This is a genomic window from Streptosporangium amethystogenes subsp. fukuiense (genome assembly GCF_042665875.1).
Lineage (GTDB): Bacteria > Actinomycetota > Actinomycetes > Streptosporangiales > Streptosporangiaceae > Streptosporangium > Streptosporangium fukuiense.
Window position 1 is genome coordinate 3,888,774 of the sequence record NZ_JBHTEE010000001.1, and the last position, 16,777, is coordinate 3,905,550.

A 16,777-nucleotide genomic window follows, 5' to 3' on the forward strand; every position below is an offset into this window, starting at 1 on the left:
GGGGCGTCCATCCATGCGGCGCCCTACCGGGTGCTGCGCGAGGGTGAGTGGGGTGGCCAAGGGCCCGGCCCCCGTTCGTGCGGCGCCGTACAGCGTCTGCAACGGCAGCATCGCGGCCGGCGCCTGCGGCGGCGTGCCGAGGCGCCCGCCAAGTGAGGGACAGGTGTCGGTGAACAGTGCGGCCGGGAACGACGCCTCGCGATGCCCGACCAAGGACCCGAACCCGCTACCCGCCGGGCCGGTTCTCCGCCTCACTCACCTGGCATAACGCCGGCATGAACCCGCCATCGTCCGAGGCGAGGCCGGAGCCCGCCACCTTCGGTGATCCCCTGGTCGGTATCGCGGGCCCCCAGGGCTCAGCAGCAGGGGGTCACTCCCCGGCGGCGGGAGCGGCGGCGACGGCGCCCAGGGTCGTCGGGACGGCGAAGAGAGCGGCGGCGATACGGCGGCGCAAGGATACTCCTTCATCGAGGTGATCGGCGGGTGCTGGGCCCGACACTGTGCTGGACGCCTCCTTGGCGGCAAGGCATATGAGTGGTCCACTATGGTTTGGTTTGTCCCTGCAGGTAGAGCTGTTCATCGGACCGGCGGAGGGAAGGGACGATGGCCGAGCGAGCGGAGGAGCCGCCCGACCCAGGGCGCGCGGGGAGCGCGGCGGAGTTCGTCGGTGAGATGCGACGGTTGCGTGCGTGGTCGGGACTGACCTTCCGCCAGTTGGAGCGCAACGCGGCGGGGGCGGGTGACGTTCTTCCGCACAGCACCTTGGTGGCCGTGCTACGCAGGGACCGGCTGCCACGGGAGGAGCTGCTGCGGGCGTACGCCCGTGCGTGCGGATGCGGGCCGGAGGCCGTCACCGCGTGGGTCACCGCCCGCAGAAGACTCGCGGTCGCCGAGGCCGCACCGGCCGACGTCTCCCCGGCGGTCACGCCCCGCCCGGCACCCCGCCCGCCCCGGCGGCGGTGGCTCGCCGTGGTGGCGTCAGGGACCGCGCTGCTGCTCGCCGTTGCCGGTGGCTCGGCGTACGTCTCCTCGTCCGCCTTCTCCCAAGGGAGCATCGCCGTCGAGGAGTGCCCGCGCCCGCTCATGGTCGGCGCGTACGGCACGTGTGTCAGAAGGCTGCAGGAACAGCTGCGACGGCGCGGCCTGGATCTGCCCGCCGACGCGTGGTACGGCCCGTACACCAAGATGCGCATGGTCGCCTTCCAGACCCTCGTGGGGCTGGCGAACACCGGAATGGCGGACGACGAGACGTGGTCAGCGCTCACCTCCGCCGGGTTCGAGGTCGGCGCCCGGTGGCCGGCCTCCCGGGTCGAGCGGCGGCTGCGCGAGGTGTTCACCGCCGACCCCTCGGGGGCGGTCGCCTTGGTGCACTGCCTGTCCAACGCCGACCCCCTGTGGATCTACAGCACCGAGCCCGGCGTGCGCAGGTGGGGCCTGTTCCAGTTCACCGACCTGGAGGTTTATCGCGCCGACGCAACCCAGGCGATGGCCCTCGACCCTGAGTGGAACATCCGCGCCGCCCATGCCCTGTGGCGGCGCACCGGAGACTTCCGGCACTGGTCGTGCCAGCCGGGGGCGCTGCCGGTGACCCCGGACAGAGAGGTCACTCGGAGCGCCAGATGACCTCGCCGTCCATCCGGGCATCGGTCGGCACGAGACCGAGGCGGCGGGCCAGGGCCGAGGAGGCGCTGTGGTCGGGGTGGATCGTCGCGACGACGTCGGTGACGCCGTGCCCCCTGAGCCAGGAGAGGAGGGCGAGCGCGGCCTCGCCGGCGATCCCCCTGCCCTGCCAGGGGGTGCCGACGACCCAGGCCACGGACGCCTGGCCGGCGGCCACGGTGGCCTGGACGTAGCCGACCAGGCGATCCGGGCCCTCCCCAGACGTAGGCCAGGTGCACGGTGTTGATGCCGTGAACATCGGAGCGAGTGTGGTCATGAGTTCCTCGGTGCTCCGCTGGCCCCGCGCGGCCTCTACTGTGAGGGCGGCAGCCGCTCTGGATCTTGTACTTGATCATGAGCGGCTGCTCTCGTTGCGCCGGGATCCCGTCACAAGACCGCATCGACTATGACCGCATCATCCCAGCTCACACAGCAAATGGCGGCTGCCGTGCTAGAAAGGAAGCTGATCAGTCGTTTGCGGCGACATCCACGATCTTCACCGATCGTACCTGCGGGTGAGCCGCCAACCGCGCCACCTGCGGCGGAAGGTTGTGCATGACGAATCCGTGGATTCTGCCGCTGTCAGCTCGCCGCTGCAACTCTCGGTAGTCGATCCCGAACTCCCGCAGCACAGGAGCGTCCTCCGGCCTTAACAGCGAAACCCATTGGCGGAAGGCCGCGGTCGCCAACTTACTTCCCCGGCAGAAGTCAAACCCTCTGGTGTCACAGGAGAGGCCGGGAAACTCCCAGTCCCAGCCGATAGGATTCCGTTCACCACCAGGGGAAAAGAAAAAGACATCAGGCGTGGACCAAATCTTCTCCACATCCTCTTCCAGCAGAGGCGACTCAAGCTCGACGACAGCCTGTACGTCGATGTCCTTGCCCATGGCCGCAGCAAGGAGATCCACGCCTTCCCCTTCTTCTGCGACACCGCCTCCACCAAGAGATTTGATGATCCGACTCATCCTCCACTCACTGATAAAGGGCGCCTTCACCTGACCGAAAGAGTTCTGACCTATTTCGCCGACCGACACAGGATCAGCGAATGACTTGAAAGGCGTCGACAGTGATCTGGGAGTAAGGCCAACGGGGATTCGGGCATCGGATTCCGAAACCCCACCGGTACACTTCGGGCTCTGCCAGGCATAATCCCAGGAGACCCTGTAGTCCGGATGGGCAACCGCCAAAGCATTCAACAGAACAAGGCGAAGCCGATCACAACTTATATATTTTCCCTCACGCCCGAGGCCGACCGGCCCCCCGGTTGTGCACCCAGACAAGACCACGAAAACGAAGGCCACCAACAGAACCGGCGCACGAGCTGCACCGCTCTTGCATTTCTTGTTACGCGCCAAAACTTTCCCCGCCATCTCATTCAGATGCCAACCCGATAGCGGCCTCACGTTCCACGACGACGGCCTGTCGGCAATCACTCATCGCATCGATGAACTTTGGCCCCTGTCAAGATTCCGTCTTGGACAGCGGCAGTGCGAACGAGCGGTTATAGGCGTACACGAACACGAAGAAAGCCTGCAGAACTCCCAGAACAAGCAACGGAATACCCCCTGGCCGGCGGGGAGCCCACTGATCGAAAATAACGACCATTCCTGAGACGATCACCAGGAATGTCGTCAGTGTGGCGAGCAGTCGGCCCCAGCGCTCGCTACGCGCCGAATGCCTTCCCCGACGCAGAAGCCACCACAGCAGCAGGGCCTGAAGTAACCCCGGCCAGAGCAACGACGCCCACTCCGCGGTACCGCTGGTGAGAACCTGAGGGGTCAGGCTCTCCATCGCAAGACCTGTGGCAGCTTCGGCGATGGAGAAAGGGAGTGCCATAAATCCCATCAAGAGATGACCATAAAGATGGTCACCCAGAACCCCCTCCGAGGTCAACTCAGCCAAGGAGACCACGGACAAGGCGTAGGCCCCTGCGATCTCCTCAGGAACCCAACGCAGCCAGAACGAATGCCTCACCTCTTTCCTCAGAACGAATTCGTCGTGCACGCCACTCCCCACCTCGTCACAAACGCCATGGACACCGACTCTCGATCCCGCCCATCACTCACCGATGATTGTTTGAGCGCCTACCCTACATCGGTTTTCCAGCCTTGCTAAGGGAGCTTTTCAGGTTTCATCGCCATGCTGGATCGCACCCACATTTCCGCTCCTCGAACAGGCGGTTCCAACCACCGGACGGTCGGCAGGCCGCACCGGACGATTAAGCAGGTAGGCATGATGATTCACCATCCGAATTCGAAGGGCGAGGTGCTCACCGGGAGCTCACGTCGTACGCCGTCCCTGGTGTAGGTATGGAAGGTGGCCGGCTGCTCTGACCACACACCAAGCAAAGCAACTCGAAGTGGGGATATTTCCTGCTCGACGACCCTGCCGCCCACAGAACAAGTGATCTTCTCAATCGACTCCCCGACGGCAACCTCGAAGAGACAGAGCGGAGCCCCTTCACCATCATTCAGGCCAGGGTCGGAAACCCACCTCTCGGAGGACCCGATATGCACGACCTCATCTGAGGCAGCAATGCTCTCGGAAAAGAAGTCGGGATAGTCCGCCGAACCTGAATCGATGTCCAGGGAAGCCCAACCACCCGCCTGCCCTCTCTCCGCCACTGACATCTCAGAGGCCAAAATTCCGTTTTTCCGGTGACGCAGGAACAAGACCGCCCCCAGCCCAGCCTCCACGTCCCGCCACCGGGCGATGGGGGCGACCTCCCCACGCCCAGGAGGCCGACGGACCACGAAATCCGGCGCACCAAGAACGAGAGAAAGCAGATCCCTCTTCGACATCGACATCACGCTCACTCCAATCTCGGCCCCTCAGGCTAGCGCAGTGATCGTAAGCGTTTACCGGATTTGGACATGTTGTCCACGGTTCGAGTCGGCCTCGACATTGTTACTGTCCGCTACGTGTGCAGGCGTTGCGTGGTGAGATCGATAAGTCGTTCATAACGATATCCGCGATCTTCACTGAGCGTATCCGCGGATGGTCTACCAGCCGCGCTACCTGTGGCGAAAGGCCACGCGCAACGAAACCAGTGCGCTAACTGCGCTGCCCTTGATTTCTTATTGTGCGCCAAAATTTTCCCCGCCCCTATAATTCATATGCCAACTCGGGATCGACCTCTAAGCGGCGAGGCAACCGGAGAGAATCTCACCCTCCGGCCACTCGGCTCATATGCGCGAGAGATTTAAAAAAATATCCCTAAGAACCTACTGATTCACGGTCGGATTGGCTTGCGTCGCGAAATTAATTATAGACAGACATCCGATGGCTGCTGCGATGCTACCGAGCATCATACCCAGCCCGCCGAGTATAAGACTAAATGGCTTACTCAGGGCAATCAGGACAAGGAAATCGGGAGTGGACGCCATACGTGAATTCCAATAGAGGGAAGGAGGGTCGAAGAGTGTAAGGCCTACTCCGGCGAGAGTCAGGAGCGTTCCCAAAATAAGGAACGCATTCCTTACCATAACCAGAATCAGCAAAGTTTTACGTCTTCCTGCGGGAGCCATTCAAAATCTCTCTCAGCTAGTCGTTGTGCACGTAAGGGAATTCAGGGGCTCCAAGGGGCTGCGAGTGATTCCACTCGCGGCCCCGCCTACCGTCTAACGATCAGCCTACTCTAGCCGCTTCCATTCTTTCGGCCCAGGAAGTCGTGCCACCAGCTGTAATAGGGGTTAGGAATCCACTCGGAGCAATCGGCGACCCTCGCGGTGACATGGTGGCAAAACGTAACCTCCGGCTCGAAGCGATGCTGGTAGCCCGTCAACTCACAGCGACTCGTAGGGCCCTCGAAGCATTCGGCCTTTGCTGTCTTCTTCGTCCAGACCGCCTTTAGGCGGAACGTATCGTTCGGATCAGGATTAGTCGGCTTTATAGGGCCCGCCTTTTCATATGGCTTACATGTTGCTTCGACGGATCCGTTTAATTCTAAGTAAACCCCCGCAGTTCCCACCTTGTCCGCGTCAATAGCGACACTAATTCCAGCCGTGGTACCGTCTTGCTCTACCTTAAAGCAAGCCTCTCCAGCGGATTTGATAACGAGATTATTAAGGATATACTTGTATTCGGCAAGTTCGTCATTTGTCCTAAGCTTCCATGGACCGATCGTGTAGACCCGAACATAATTAATAAATCTTGGAATCCTCCAGGTCTCCGTGGTAAGGGACGAATAATCCTCACCGTTCGGGTGGCACCAGATAGAACGCGCCTCAGCGTGGAGCTGCCAGCCCTTCCATAAGATCCTTGTGGTGGGATGCCTCTGCTTTTTTAGAAGCTTGTATTGACTATATCCGGGCTTCTCCTTGACCCAGGAGCCATCCTTGCCATTGTTTCCATCCTCCGGATTGGCGTCACACTCACCCGATACGGCGTTGGCAGCATCCACCTTCGCCTGTGATTGAGTAGTAGCCAGCGGAACGGTCTCGCCCGGGATAAGACCTGTCGAGAGGTACGCTTCCCATTCTTCATCGTAGTAGAAGTCTGTCGAGTCCTGCTCGACTTCGAGCGGCACTTGGATGATGGTCGTACCACCGCAACGGTCGAAAACGAAGATGTCGATTATGGCTTCGCTCGGCTCGACTTGGCCAGGAGTACCCGCGGCCGACCTGACTGCCTTCGCCGATGCCGACGTAGCCGAGGTCTGTTCAATCCAGCTACGCTTGACCTCCGCAGTCACTCGTACCGTGCCATCGGGCAGTGCCTGGACGACAGCGCTTGGGATCTCCACAACGGAGCCCGACCGAACGGTGCCGGTCTCATCCATGGCGGTTTTCGCATGTACCAACTCCGCGTTGAGCAGAGATAGCTTGGCCGTGCTGGGTGCATCAGCGGTCACCCCTGGTGCATCCCAGATGGTATTGGCGCGGCCTTCGAGAACAGCGTCCTGAGCCTGGTAATACGCTTTCACCCTGTCGATGTAAGCCTGAGCTCCTGACTCCACGTTCGCAGTCGAGCTCGTGGAGCGGGAATCCAAGAACGGGACGCATGTCGCACCTCCGCCTCGCACGGGTGGCGGTGGGACAGCCTTCGTCGTAACCGAAGCCGTTTCCCAGCCTCCGACACCGAACGCGGTCTTGGCCCGCACTCGCACAGTGTAGGTAGTTTCGTTCGCCAGTCCGGTGATGGCTACCCATGGGTCCTTGACATCCAGGGTCTCGATGACGGCGCCACTGCTCTCAGTTACCTCGACGTCGTAACCATCCAGCATGGCGATGCCGCCGTTGCTCTCAGGCAGGCCCCAACTTGCAATCGCACTGGCGTCACCTCCCTGGGTGGTGAGGTTGAGTACCTTGCTCGGCGGCCCCGCCGGAAGGTAGGTGAGCGCCAGTGAAGGCTGCTCGGCCGCAGCCGTGTCGCCAAAGGTGATGACCTCGTCCTTGTTGGAGGTGAGCATCAGCCACTGGTACTCACTGCCGGCAATGTCCGCCTGCGGACCACTCAACGGCAGGGAGTAAGGCGTGGTGCTGGTATCTACGTCGCCCGCCAGGTCCGGCCCCTTGGTCTCACCGGTGACCTGGCTCTTCAACGGGGTGGCGGTGATGATCGCGTCCGCCGGACAGGTCCCGGCCGGACAGGTCGGGGTGCCGAGTTTGAGGATGCCTTCCGAGACACCCGCGCCATCGGGGAGCTCGTCGAGTTTGAACCCGATCACCGCTACCGTCTTGTCGGTGCCGCTGCCGCCGATCTGCATGACTGTCGAGTCGGTCACCGTACAGGGCGAACCACCACAGGCGGTGGGATCGACCTTGGCGGTCTTGAAGACGAAGTTGTCCTTGAGCAGGGTCAGGTGGTTGACGGTTTCGGCCGGGGGGTCTGGTGGGGTGCCCGGGGTGGTGAAGCTGACCGGGGTGGTCTTGGCGGTGCAGATCTCCAGGGCACAGGTCTGCATCTGCCAGGTGTAGGTCCCGCCGGGCTGGACCGTGTTCTCCGGAAGCTGGAAGGACGCGCGTTCGCCGCCGTTGACGTTGCGTTCGCCGAGTGGGCTGGAGCCAACCGGAGCACCGGTGCTGTCGTACAGGAAGTACTTGGCGGTGACCGGGTCCCCCGAAGGACGGTTCACCATGCCGGACAGGATCGGCCTCATCGGGTCGGCCATACCGGTCTCGGTGTCGGTGGGCAGCATCGGGGCGTCGGAGGTGATGCGGTAGGCCGGGCTTTCGTTGCAGGAGGGCGGGGTGACTCCGCTGCGACAGGCCTTCACCACGAATTTGAAGCTGGCGGGGTTGTCGAGGGCGAAGATCTTGTCGATGACCTGGCCGGAGGGAATGCCGTTGTGGGTGGTGGCGGTGGGTGAGCCGTGCAGGGCTCGGACGTCGGAGTCGGTGAGGACACGGCTGTAGACGTGGACGTCGTCGATGGCGCCGTTGAGGTAGTCGGAGAAGCTGCCGTCCACCTTGGTACGCCCGATCTGGAAGTTGCTCCGGGCGTTCCACGTGCTGGTGTGGGCCTTCTCCCCCGCCAGCCGCCCGTCCACGTACAGGCGCAGTTTCTGTGCGGTGGCGTCGTAGACCGCGACCAGGTGGGTCCAGGTGTTGATCTGGGCGGGCCGGTCGGAGGCGAGAACCACCTTGGTGGTGGGGGTGACGTCAGCGGTGGGCATGGCGAACCACCACTTTTGCTGGTACTCGTGGTAGGCGAGCTCGAATCCGGACTGGGTGGTGCCGAGCTGGCTGACGACGGTGTAGGTGCCGACGCTGTCGTCGAGGCGCGCCCAGGCGCTGACCGAGAAGCTCTGGTTGGTGTTCAGGACCGGTTTGGTGGTGACGGCGTAGGCGTCGTTGGGATCGGTGAACTCGTCGTTGACCAGTTTCAGTGCCTTGCCGAGCTGCCCGGTGTCACGGCTCGCGGTGCCCTTGAGGGTCGCGGGGAATCCCCCGCCGGACGAGTCCGTCGCCGTCGTGCCGGAGGCCTCGTCGAACTTCCAGTACGCGGTCTCGCCCGTTGGGATCGCCGGCGGGGTGCCCATGGTGGAGTCGTTGACTGTCACGGTGTAGTCGAGGTTGCTGGCCTCGGCGACGCTGGACTTGAAACCGACCTTGACACTGGTACTGCGCGCGATCGCATCGTTGCCGGCCATGGAGTCGATGGACTCCGCCGTGACCGCGGGGATCTCAGGCGGCAGCATGTAGTCAACGGTCAGCTTCGGTGGGCGAGCATCAGTCCCGGTTGTCTCAGCTGAGTGGAACTCGATCGCACCGTTCTGTCCCCAGGTCATCGATTCGTTCGCGATGCGGACCTGCAGGCCGTGGTTGGAGGTGCCGCCCGCCCAGCTGCTGACGATGTCCTTGATCGCCCAAGTGAACGTCCTGGGGTAGACGCCATCGGCGTACGCCGGACAGAGCTGGAGCTGGGATCCGCTCTCCACCGTGCTGGGCTGGTTGGCCCAGGTGACCTGACCGGCCGTCCACGCGCCGCCGAGGCGCGAAACCTTCAGACCACCGCCGTAGACGTCGCACCGCGAACCGCTGGGCGCCCACAGCTCCAACTGGGCACTGGCGATCGCCCTGCCGACCAGGGACGCGGTGTCGAATTTGAGCAGGGATCGGTTGTAGTCAATGACGGTCGCCGTGCTGCCGCTGGGACGCCAGGTCTCACCACCGACTTTCAGCGAGGTGCTGCCGGGCTGGTCGTTGCCTGTGTAGTTGGAATGGAGATATGTGTCGGTCTGAAGGGTGAGCGTCGTGGTGGGGTCCACCACGACCGGGTAGACGGTGACCGGGTCCGCGAGAAAGGCCGCGTCGGGTTTAAGAACGAGCACCGATTCACCGTTCTCGGTGACCACCCGGGTGTCGATCGCACCGGACCTGTGAAGTCCCTTACCGGTGGTGTCCGGTTCGGTGCTGTCGTACATGACGGGCGCCGGCGCCTCGGCCACCACCTTGCCCTTGGTATCGGCCAGCCTCAGCCGACCGTCCTTGGACTCCGTGAGCTTCAGGTCCTCGGTCCGCACCGGGATGCGGAACTCCACGTCGCCCTTCGGTTTCTCACGCAACACCACGTCGTGGCGGAAGCCCGTGGGCAGGGCGGTGAGCACCAGATCCGCACCGGTACCGGCCGCGTCGACATAGCGCGCGACGTTGCCGGTCACCTCCGGACGGGGAAGAGAGGTCGGCCAGTCCAGCGCGAACCGCTGTCCCTTCTCCCCACGTTCCATCGACGCGAATGCCTTGCCGTCACCTCCCTGCGAGAAGGCGATGTCCGCCCTGCCGGCCTTGGGCTTGAGAACGCCGTCGCGTTCCAGCAGGGTCGTGTCGATCCATGCCCAGGACCCGTCCGCCTGCTTGACCCTGGCCGGAGCCGCGTAGGACTGCATGGTGATGGTGCCGTCGGGATTCGCCCATGATCTGGACTTCTCGGTACCGGCGGCCTCCACCTCGACGGGCCTGTTCTGCTTTCTGGCCTCCTCGATACCGGCCCGGAGCGCGGCGTCCGGATCCTCAGGGCGAGGAAAGGTCGTCACGACGGGCGCGACAGGCGTGGCGTTCGGTTTCGGGTCGGCCTGGGCGGGCAGGGTGCCACCGGCTACCAGGAGTGAGGCTGCCAAGGCTGAGACGGTCACGACGGTGAAAGGAGTTCGTTTAGATGATCCACGCCGTGGCGGCGGCGTGGACGGGTGGTGCGGCAGGAAAGATCCCACCGATACCTCCAGTCTTGAGGGGACAGTCCGGCCGGACACAACAAGGGGAGAACCGGCCGGGGATGATCACCGCAAGCATGCTGGACAGCACTGTTGATCTTGTCTGTCATATTGTCGCGATCTTGGTAAGCCGGACCGCCGCAGCCCGCGCCTGACATCGCGGTACCGAATCCGTCGACCTACCGACTCACGATCGGGCCGCCACCTCAAAGAACCGCCGATCGTTCGATGACCGCGATTTGGGGAATCCCCATTCGCGCGAAGAGGGTGAGAGCCTCTTTTCGGTGAACCCTCGCCTCCTCTTCTCGCCCCAGACCGTCCAGCGCCTCGGCAAGTCCCTTGTGCGCGTGACCTTCGAAGTAGACGTACTTGATGTCCACGGACAATTTCAAGGCGGCCTGATGGTTGTCCAAGGCGTCGTCGTGCTCTCCCATCGCGAGAAAAGTGCGTCCCAGGGCGATGAGAACGTCGCATTCGAGCTCCCGATTACGCAGCTCTCTCGCCCGCATGAGGGCTTTCTCGTGATGTTCGACGGCCTCCAGGTAGCGGCCCTGTCGCCGATACCCTCGGCCGAGGTTGTTGAGGGCGTCCGCTTCAAGACGGGAGTTCCCAGCCTGCCGGCCAATTCCGAAAGCCTCCAGATGGGACCTCAACGCGTCCTCCGTGTGGCCGAGCCCATTCTGGACCTCACCCAGGTGGATGAGAATGTATCCCTCGTTCTCGTTGCGGCGATCTCCTTTCTCCCGCACATGGAGCAGGCATTCACGCAGGCAATCAAGTGCCTCTTCCAGCCTCCCTACCTGCTTGTAGGCTATTGCCAGGCGGTAGAGCCCCCCAGTTGCGCTGGGCCGGGCGCCGGTCGCCTTCTCGACTTCCAGGGACCGCAGGCAGGCTTCGATGGCCTGAGGTAATCGGCCGATGCGGAGCAGGCCGTAGCCGACGTCGCAGAGAGCCTTCGCTTCACCCTTGCGATTCCCGGCGGCCTGGCACAACTCCAGGACACGCCACTGCAGATTCAGATACTCCTCGTGGTTTCCGGCGAACACGTTGGCGTACGCCAACGAGCCCAGCACCTCGGCTTCCGCCCGCCGGTCCCCGAGTTCCCGGGCCGCGGTCAGAGCCTGCTCGTGGCTGACTAGCCAATCCTCTATACGATCTTGAAAGTAGAAGAAGCGCGACAGGGTACGCGCCATTTTCCAAGCATGGACAGGCCATCCATACGATGAGCAGTGGCCGATGACGGCCACCAGTGACTGATACTCGGCTTCCAGCCATTCCGAGGCGTCATTTGATTGGGTGAACTTCTTGCCTATACGAGCCTCGGGGGAAACGTCGTGCAGCATGGTAAGCCGCCCGGGGTCGATGGAGTTCATAGCCTCGTCGGCCGTGTGCAGGTACCACTCGAACAGACGTGACAACGCGTCGCGGCGATCAGTGGCCGGGTCGTGCTGATCGCCGCGGTCGCGCGCGTAGACACGCACCAGATCGTGCATCGCCAACCGTCCCCCCTCCCCTCGCTGGATCAGGTGGGCTGCGACGAGCCTGTCGATCGCCGCTCGCCCCTCGCTGGAAGGCAGACCTGCCAGGACCAGAACGGCGTCGACTCCGATGTCGGGTCCGGGATGGAAGCCCATCAGCCGAAAGACCCGCCGAGCGGTTTCGGGTAACGCCCGGTAGGAGAGCTCGAAAGCGGCGCGGACCCCGGAGTGTGGATCCTCTCCGATGTCCAGGGCGACCAGTGGGTTCTCATCCCGGAGCCTTGCCACCATGTCGTCAACGGACAGGCTTGGCTGGCCCGTGAGGTGCGCGGCGGCCAGGCGGAGCGCCAGGGGCAGGTGACCGCAGAGCCGGGCCAGTTGGGACAGGGCCTCGGCTTCTCCGCGGACCCGCTCGGTTCCCAGGATGGCCACGAGCAGGTCCCGTGCCTCATCGGCCGAGAGGACGTCGAGAGTCATACCGCGAACATCGTGAGTGACCCAGAGCCCTCGTAAGGAATCCCGGCTGGTGATGATCACCTTGCACGAAGGCGAGCCGGGAAGCAACGGGCGGACCTGATCGGGACTCGCCGCGTTGTCGAGCACGACGAGAACCCGCCTGTCGGCCAGGAGTGACCGATAGAGGGTCTCCCGTTCATCCACCTCCTGCGGAATCTCCTCCACGGCCACACCCAGTCCGCGCAGGAGGCGATGCAGTGCCTGTGCCGCCGCTACGGGCTGCCCCTGCGAATAGCCGCGAAGGTTCACGTACAACTGTCCATCGGGAAACAGTCCGGCCACCCGGTGTCCCCAGTGTGTCGCGAGCGCGGTCTTCCCGATCCCTGCCGTACCGGCGATGGAGGTGATCACCATGGCCGGGACACCGCCTTTGCCTGTGGACAACATCAGGTCCAGTTGCCGCAGATCATCCTTCCTACCGGTGAACCGGGCGATGTCGGAGGGCAACTGGCGGGGAATCGGCAGCGAGCGCGGAGCAACAGGCACTTCAAGGCGCCGTGGCTCCGGATCGAGTGACGGATCGGCCGAGAGAATCGCCTGATGAAGTCTGGCCAGGTCCTCCCCCGGCTCCAGCCCCAATTCGTTCCGGAAGTGCCGATGCACGATCCGGTATTCCTCCAACGCTTCCGCTGCCCGCCCCTCACGATAGAGGGCAAGCATCAACTGGCCGCGGAATTTTTCATGCAGTGGATTCTCGGCAACGAATCGCCTCAGCTCGGCGATGAGTTCCGAGTTCCCGCCCAGGGCGAGATCGACGTCGATTCGCTCGGTGAGAGTGACGACCCGCCGTTCTTCCAGCCCGGGACCTTCGGTCAGTTGGAACTCGGGGTGAGTACCGGCGAGCGCAGGACCACGCCAGAGCGACAGGGCCTCGCGGAACCGCTCCGCCGCCTGTGCGGCATCACCTGCGGACAAGGCCGTCCGAGCCTGTTCTACTTTGGTGTCGAAGACGTCAAGGTCCGAGGAACCGGCGGGGAGCTGTAGCGCGTACCCCGCGGGTGAGCTCGCGAGAGCGGCGATATCACCCAGTAGGCGGCGCAGGGACCACAGATGGTTGTGGAGCAGCCGCCGCCCGGAGGCCGGGACGGCACTTCCCCACAGTGCGACCAGCAGCCGATCATGTGAGACCACGCGGTTCGCGTTCAGCACCAGGACTGCCAACAGGGTCCGCTGTTTTTGCCCGACGATTGATACGAACCGCTCGTCACGCCAGATCCCCACCGGTCCGAGTACGCGAAACTCCATGTCTTCCTTTCTGGATTCCTTCGATGCGTCTCAAAAAGCACGGCAATTCTGGCGTACTGTTTCAACACATGTGCATACAGTCACATCGCCTTCGGGGCCGTCGTAATACACCGACGTAGCGTGTCAAACCATACAAGATCAAGATATTTACAAAAACCGAAGTGGTGAAACCTCTCCCGGATCCATATGAGGATCTTTTCCCTGCTTTATAGGGGGCGGAGGAGAGGTGAGCACCGCTGAATGCGATACCAGCACATGGGCCACTCGTCGGTGTCCCGGTGAAACCGAAATGGGCGTCGGTCGCCCGGACGGTTCAGGCGGTGAACAGCAGTGCCGCCACGGTGGCCGGGACGGCCACCGTGACCAGTACGGTCCCGGTCAGCATGAAGGTTCGCATCGGCACCCGTACTCCCCTGCGGCGGCACCACTCGAACCACAGCAGGGTGGCCAGGGAGGCCCACGGAGTGATCACAGGGCCGACGTTGGTGCCGATGAGCAGGGCGAGGAGGGGTTCCCGATCGTCGGTGGGAACGACCCGCTCCAGCGCGGTGTAGGCGGGCAGGTTGTCGATCAGGTTGGACAGCACCGCGCCGGCGGCCGCCACCCGGTAGGCTCCGTCGCCCGTGTCGGCACCGATCAGGGTACCCATCAGGGCGGCCAGGCCGTGCCGGCTCAGGGTGGGCACCACCAGGAACAGGGCCACCACGAAGATGAGCAACTGCCAGGGGACCAGGGCGAAGGTGAGCTTGGCGCGGTCGCGCCAGGCGAAGGCGGCGACCATCAGGGCCGCCCCGGCCAGGGCGGCGAACTGGATCGGCAGTTCCAGCAGGATCGCGGCGATGAACAGTACGCACACCCCGGTCGCGGTCCGGAACAGCACCGGGTCCGCGATCGGCTCGGGGATCGGCGGGACGTAGCGGTCGGCGCCGCGGCGGCCCCGGCGCCAGAAGAAAACCCACAGGAAGATCATGGTGATCGCGATCGCGACGAGCTGGGGGAACCAGAGCCTTCCGGCGAACTCGCGGGCGGACATCCCGACCCGCCCCACGACCAGCAGGTTCGTCAGGTTCGAGACCGGCAGCAGCAGGCTGGCGGTGTTGGCCAGCCAGAGTGTCGTCATGGCCAGCGGCAGCGCGGCGATCCCGGTCCTGGCCGCCAGGGCGAGCATGACGGGCGTCAGCAGCACCGCGGTGGTGTCCAGGTTCAAAAAGATGGTGACCAGCGACGCGAAGGCCGTGCAGAGCAGGAACAGCGCGGCGTGGTCTCCCCGTCCCAGCATCGCCAGCCGGGTCGCGATCGCGTCGAAGAGCCCGGCCTCCTTGACCAGGTCCGCGAGGACGACCACTGCGGCCAGGAAGAGCAGGATCGACGCGATCCGCTCCATCTCGCTCCACGCCTCCCGTACGGGAAGCAGACCGGTCGCGACGAACAGGAGTCCGAGGCCCAATAGTCCGAAGCGGATCCAATCCAGGATGCCCAGTCGTCGCAGCACATCGGCCATGATCGCACGCCTCACCTGGGCGGACCGGCCCAGGAGGGGTGATCGCGCTCGGTCGGTGGCACGGGCGACGCAGATCACCTGGATCCGACCAGGCCGGAGACCGCGGGGTGGGATCGGCCCCGACCTCGGTCAGCCGGCGGCGCGGGCGGTGAGGTCCTTCCAGAGGCCGTCCATCCTGGCCTCCAGTTCCTCCAGGGTCCCCTCGTTCGGTACCACGATGTCGGCGATCTCCAGGCGCTCCTCGCGGGTCGCCTGGGCGGCGAGCCTGGCCCTGGCGTCCTGCTCGCTCATGCCGCGCAGCTCGACCAGCCGGGCCACCCGCACCTCGTCGGCGGCGTCCACGACGATCACCACCTCGTACATGGGGGCGAGCCTGTTCTCCGCCAGCAACGGGACGTCGTAGATCACGATGCTGCCGGGGGCCGCCTGCTCCTGCAGCTCGGCGACCCTCGCACCGACCAGCGGGTGGACGATGGCGTTGAGCGAGGCCAGCTTCTCCGGGTCGGCGAAGACGATCGAGCCGAGTCTCTCCCGGTTGAGCGAGCCGTCCTCGTGCAGGATCTCGGTGCCGAAGACCCCGATCACGCGCGCCAGGCCCGGGGTCCCCGGCTCGACCACCTCACGGGCGATCTTGTCGGCGTCGATGACCACGGCGCCTCGGGAGGACAGCCGCCGGGAGACCTCGCTCTTGCCCGACCCGATACCGCCGGTAAGACCCACCTTCAACATGATCCGCAGCATACGCGGTACGGATCGCCCACCGGCGGCGTGGTCCCCACATCCTTCCGCCGGTCCGCGCCGGAAGGCCGCCTCGCCGCTTACGTCCCCTGCTCTCCCCCGCCTCACCGGCTGCCACACAGGACGGTCGGTGTCTCCCCTGTCGCCCGGGAGGGGTCATCACGTCCCGTCTCGCGCACCCTGGTAGTCCGTCGACGGGTGGCCGGAGCCGCCCTTCGCGGCGCCAGAGGTGGCTTCTGCCGCCCCTTTGTGTCGGTTGCGACCCCTTTCCATCCGCCGTATCGGAGGGCCTCTGAAGGCCCCTACGGCTCCCTGCGCATGTGCACCAGCGTCAGGTGGTCGCTCATCCGCTCCCTGCGGGTCTCGCGGTAGCCGTGACGGCGGTAGAGCCGCTGGTTGCCCTCCGACAGGTGCCCGGTGAACAGATCGAAGGCGAGTGCCGCGGCGGCCTCGTCGTGCAGTGCCGCCAGCAGCTCGCCGCCGATCCCCGCGCCCTGCCTGTCCGGGGCGACCGCCAGGCGGCCGACCAGGCAGGTCGTGCCGGACATCCGACCCCGGATCGCGCCCACGATCCGCGTCCGGTCCCGGGCGACGAGCACGATGGCCGTCTCGACCGCGCTGCGGACCTGGTCGACCGACTCCACCAGGGGCGCGATGAAGGGATCGCCGTAGAGCTGGGCCTCACCCACGTGGGCGGCGCGCTGCACGGTCAGGATCTCGCCTACGTCCTCGGGCTCCGCCCACTCGATCATGACCACGGCACCTACCCTAGCGGGCGATCAAGGTTCGTAGCGGCCTCCTGAAGAGCGCCCGGGGCTACCCGGAACACCGGGTCATACCCAGGAGACACGACGGAGGGCGGTTCCCAAGACGCCGCGTCGGCGGGGAGGCATCGGGTCCAAGGGCTCGAACAGCCACGCGGTACCGAAAAGACGCCGGGAACGCGGGAAGGGCCCCGCCGGAGCGGGGCCCTTCCGTTGGAACTTC

At 64.4% G+C, this 16,777-nt stretch carries 10 protein-coding genes; 1 reads left to right on the forward strand and 9 read right to left on the reverse strand.

Annotation, left to right across the window (positions count from 1 at the left end):
* Positions 1–603: 603 nt before the first annotated feature.
* Positions 604–1,623, forward strand: coding sequence for a peptidoglycan-binding domain-containing protein (locus ACFQVD_RS16385; protein WP_343968783.1), 1,020 nt, complete (start codon positions 604–606; stop codon positions 1,621–1,623).
* On the opposite strand, the gene ACFQVD_RS16390 is transcribed toward ACFQVD_RS16385, so the two are convergent.
* The 9 genes from ACFQVD_RS16390 to ACFQVD_RS16430 all read right to left on the reverse strand — a co-directional run bounded on the left by ACFQVD_RS16390 (position 1,604) and on the right by ACFQVD_RS16430 (position 16,542).
* Entirely contained in the window at positions 1,604–1,918 is a 315-nt protein-coding gene (locus ACFQVD_RS16390) for a GNAT family N-acetyltransferase (RefSeq protein WP_343968781.1), read from the reverse strand. The two genes, ACFQVD_RS16385 and ACFQVD_RS16390, sit on opposite strands and share 20 nt — an antisense overlap.
* Positions 1,919–2,126: 208 nt before the next feature.
* The gene (locus tag ACFQVD_RS16395; RefSeq protein WP_343968779.1) at positions 2,127–2,624 is read right to left on the reverse strand and encodes a hypothetical protein; all 498 of its coding nucleotides are present in this window, start codon (positions 2,622–2,624) and stop codon (positions 2,127–2,129) included.
* A gap of 496 nt (positions 2,625–3,120) precedes the next feature.
* Entirely contained in the window at positions 3,121–3,663 is a 543-nt protein-coding gene (locus ACFQVD_RS16400; protein WP_343968777.1) for a hypothetical protein, read from the reverse strand.
* A 236-nt stretch (positions 3,664–3,899) separates the two neighbouring features.
* Positions 3,900–4,460, reverse strand: a complete 561-nt coding sequence (locus ACFQVD_RS16405; protein WP_343968775.1) for a hypothetical protein — start codon at positions 4,458–4,460, stop codon at positions 3,900–3,902.
* Between the two features lie 836 nt (positions 4,461–5,296).
* Entirely contained in the window at positions 5,297–10,234 is a 4,938-nt protein-coding gene (locus tag ACFQVD_RS16410) for a LamG-like jellyroll fold domain-containing protein (RefSeq protein ID WP_343968773.1), read from the reverse strand.
* A 284-nt stretch (positions 10,235–10,518) separates the two neighbouring features.
* Entirely contained in the window at positions 10,519–13,551 is a 3,033-nt protein-coding gene (locus ACFQVD_RS16415) for an AfsR/SARP family transcriptional regulator (RefSeq protein ID WP_343968771.1), read from the reverse strand.
* A 313-nt stretch (positions 13,552–13,864) separates the two neighbouring features.
* Complete coding sequence (locus tag ACFQVD_RS16420) at positions 13,865–15,052, reverse strand: ArsB/NhaD family transporter (RefSeq protein WP_343968769.1); 1,188 nt, start codon at positions 15,050–15,052, stop codon at positions 13,865–13,867.
* 129 nt (positions 15,053–15,181) lie between these two features.
* On the reverse strand, positions 15,182–15,781 hold the full coding sequence (coaE, locus tag ACFQVD_RS16425; protein WP_343968767.1) for a dephospho-CoA kinase: 600 nt from the start codon (positions 15,779–15,781) through the stop codon (positions 15,182–15,184).
* A 311-nt stretch (positions 15,782–16,092) separates the two neighbouring features.
* Positions 16,093–16,542 (reverse strand): GNAT family N-acetyltransferase, encoded by a 450-nt coding sequence (locus ACFQVD_RS16430; RefSeq protein ID WP_343968765.1) that lies wholly within the window; start codon positions 16,540–16,542, stop codon positions 16,093–16,095.
* Positions 16,543–16,777: the final 235 nt, after the last annotated feature.

Coding starts and splice junctions, on each gene's coding strand:
- ACFQVD_RS16405 (WP_343968775.1), bottom strand. CDS start 4,460: ATGTCGAAGAGGGATCTGCTTTCTCTCGTTCTTGGTGCGCCGGATTTC.
- ACFQVD_RS16430 (WP_343968765.1), bottom strand. CDS start 16,542: ATGATCGAGTGGGCGGAGCCCGAGGACGTAGGCGAGATCCTGACCGTG.
- ACFQVD_RS16395 (WP_343968779.1), bottom strand. CDS start 2,624: ATGAGTCGGATCATCAAATCTCTTGGTGGAGGCGGTGTCGCAGAAGAA.
- ACFQVD_RS16390 (WP_343968781.1), bottom strand. CDS start 1,918: ATGTTCACGGCATCAACACCGTGCACCTGGCCTACGTCTGGGGAGGGC.
- ACFQVD_RS16420 (WP_343968769.1), bottom strand. CDS start 15,052: ATGGCCGATGTGCTGCGACGACTGGGCATCCTGGATTGGATCCGCTTC.
- coaE (WP_343968767.1), bottom strand. CDS start 15,781: ATGTTGAAGGTGGGTCTTACCGGCGGTATCGGGTCGGGCAAGAGCGAG.
- ACFQVD_RS16385 (WP_343968783.1), top strand. CDS start 604: ATGGCCGAGCGAGCGGAGGAGCCGCCCGACCCAGGGCGCGCGGGGAGC.
- ACFQVD_RS16415 (WP_343968771.1), bottom strand. CDS start 13,551: ATGGAGTTTCGCGTACTCGGACCGGTGGGGATCTGGCGTGACGAGCGG.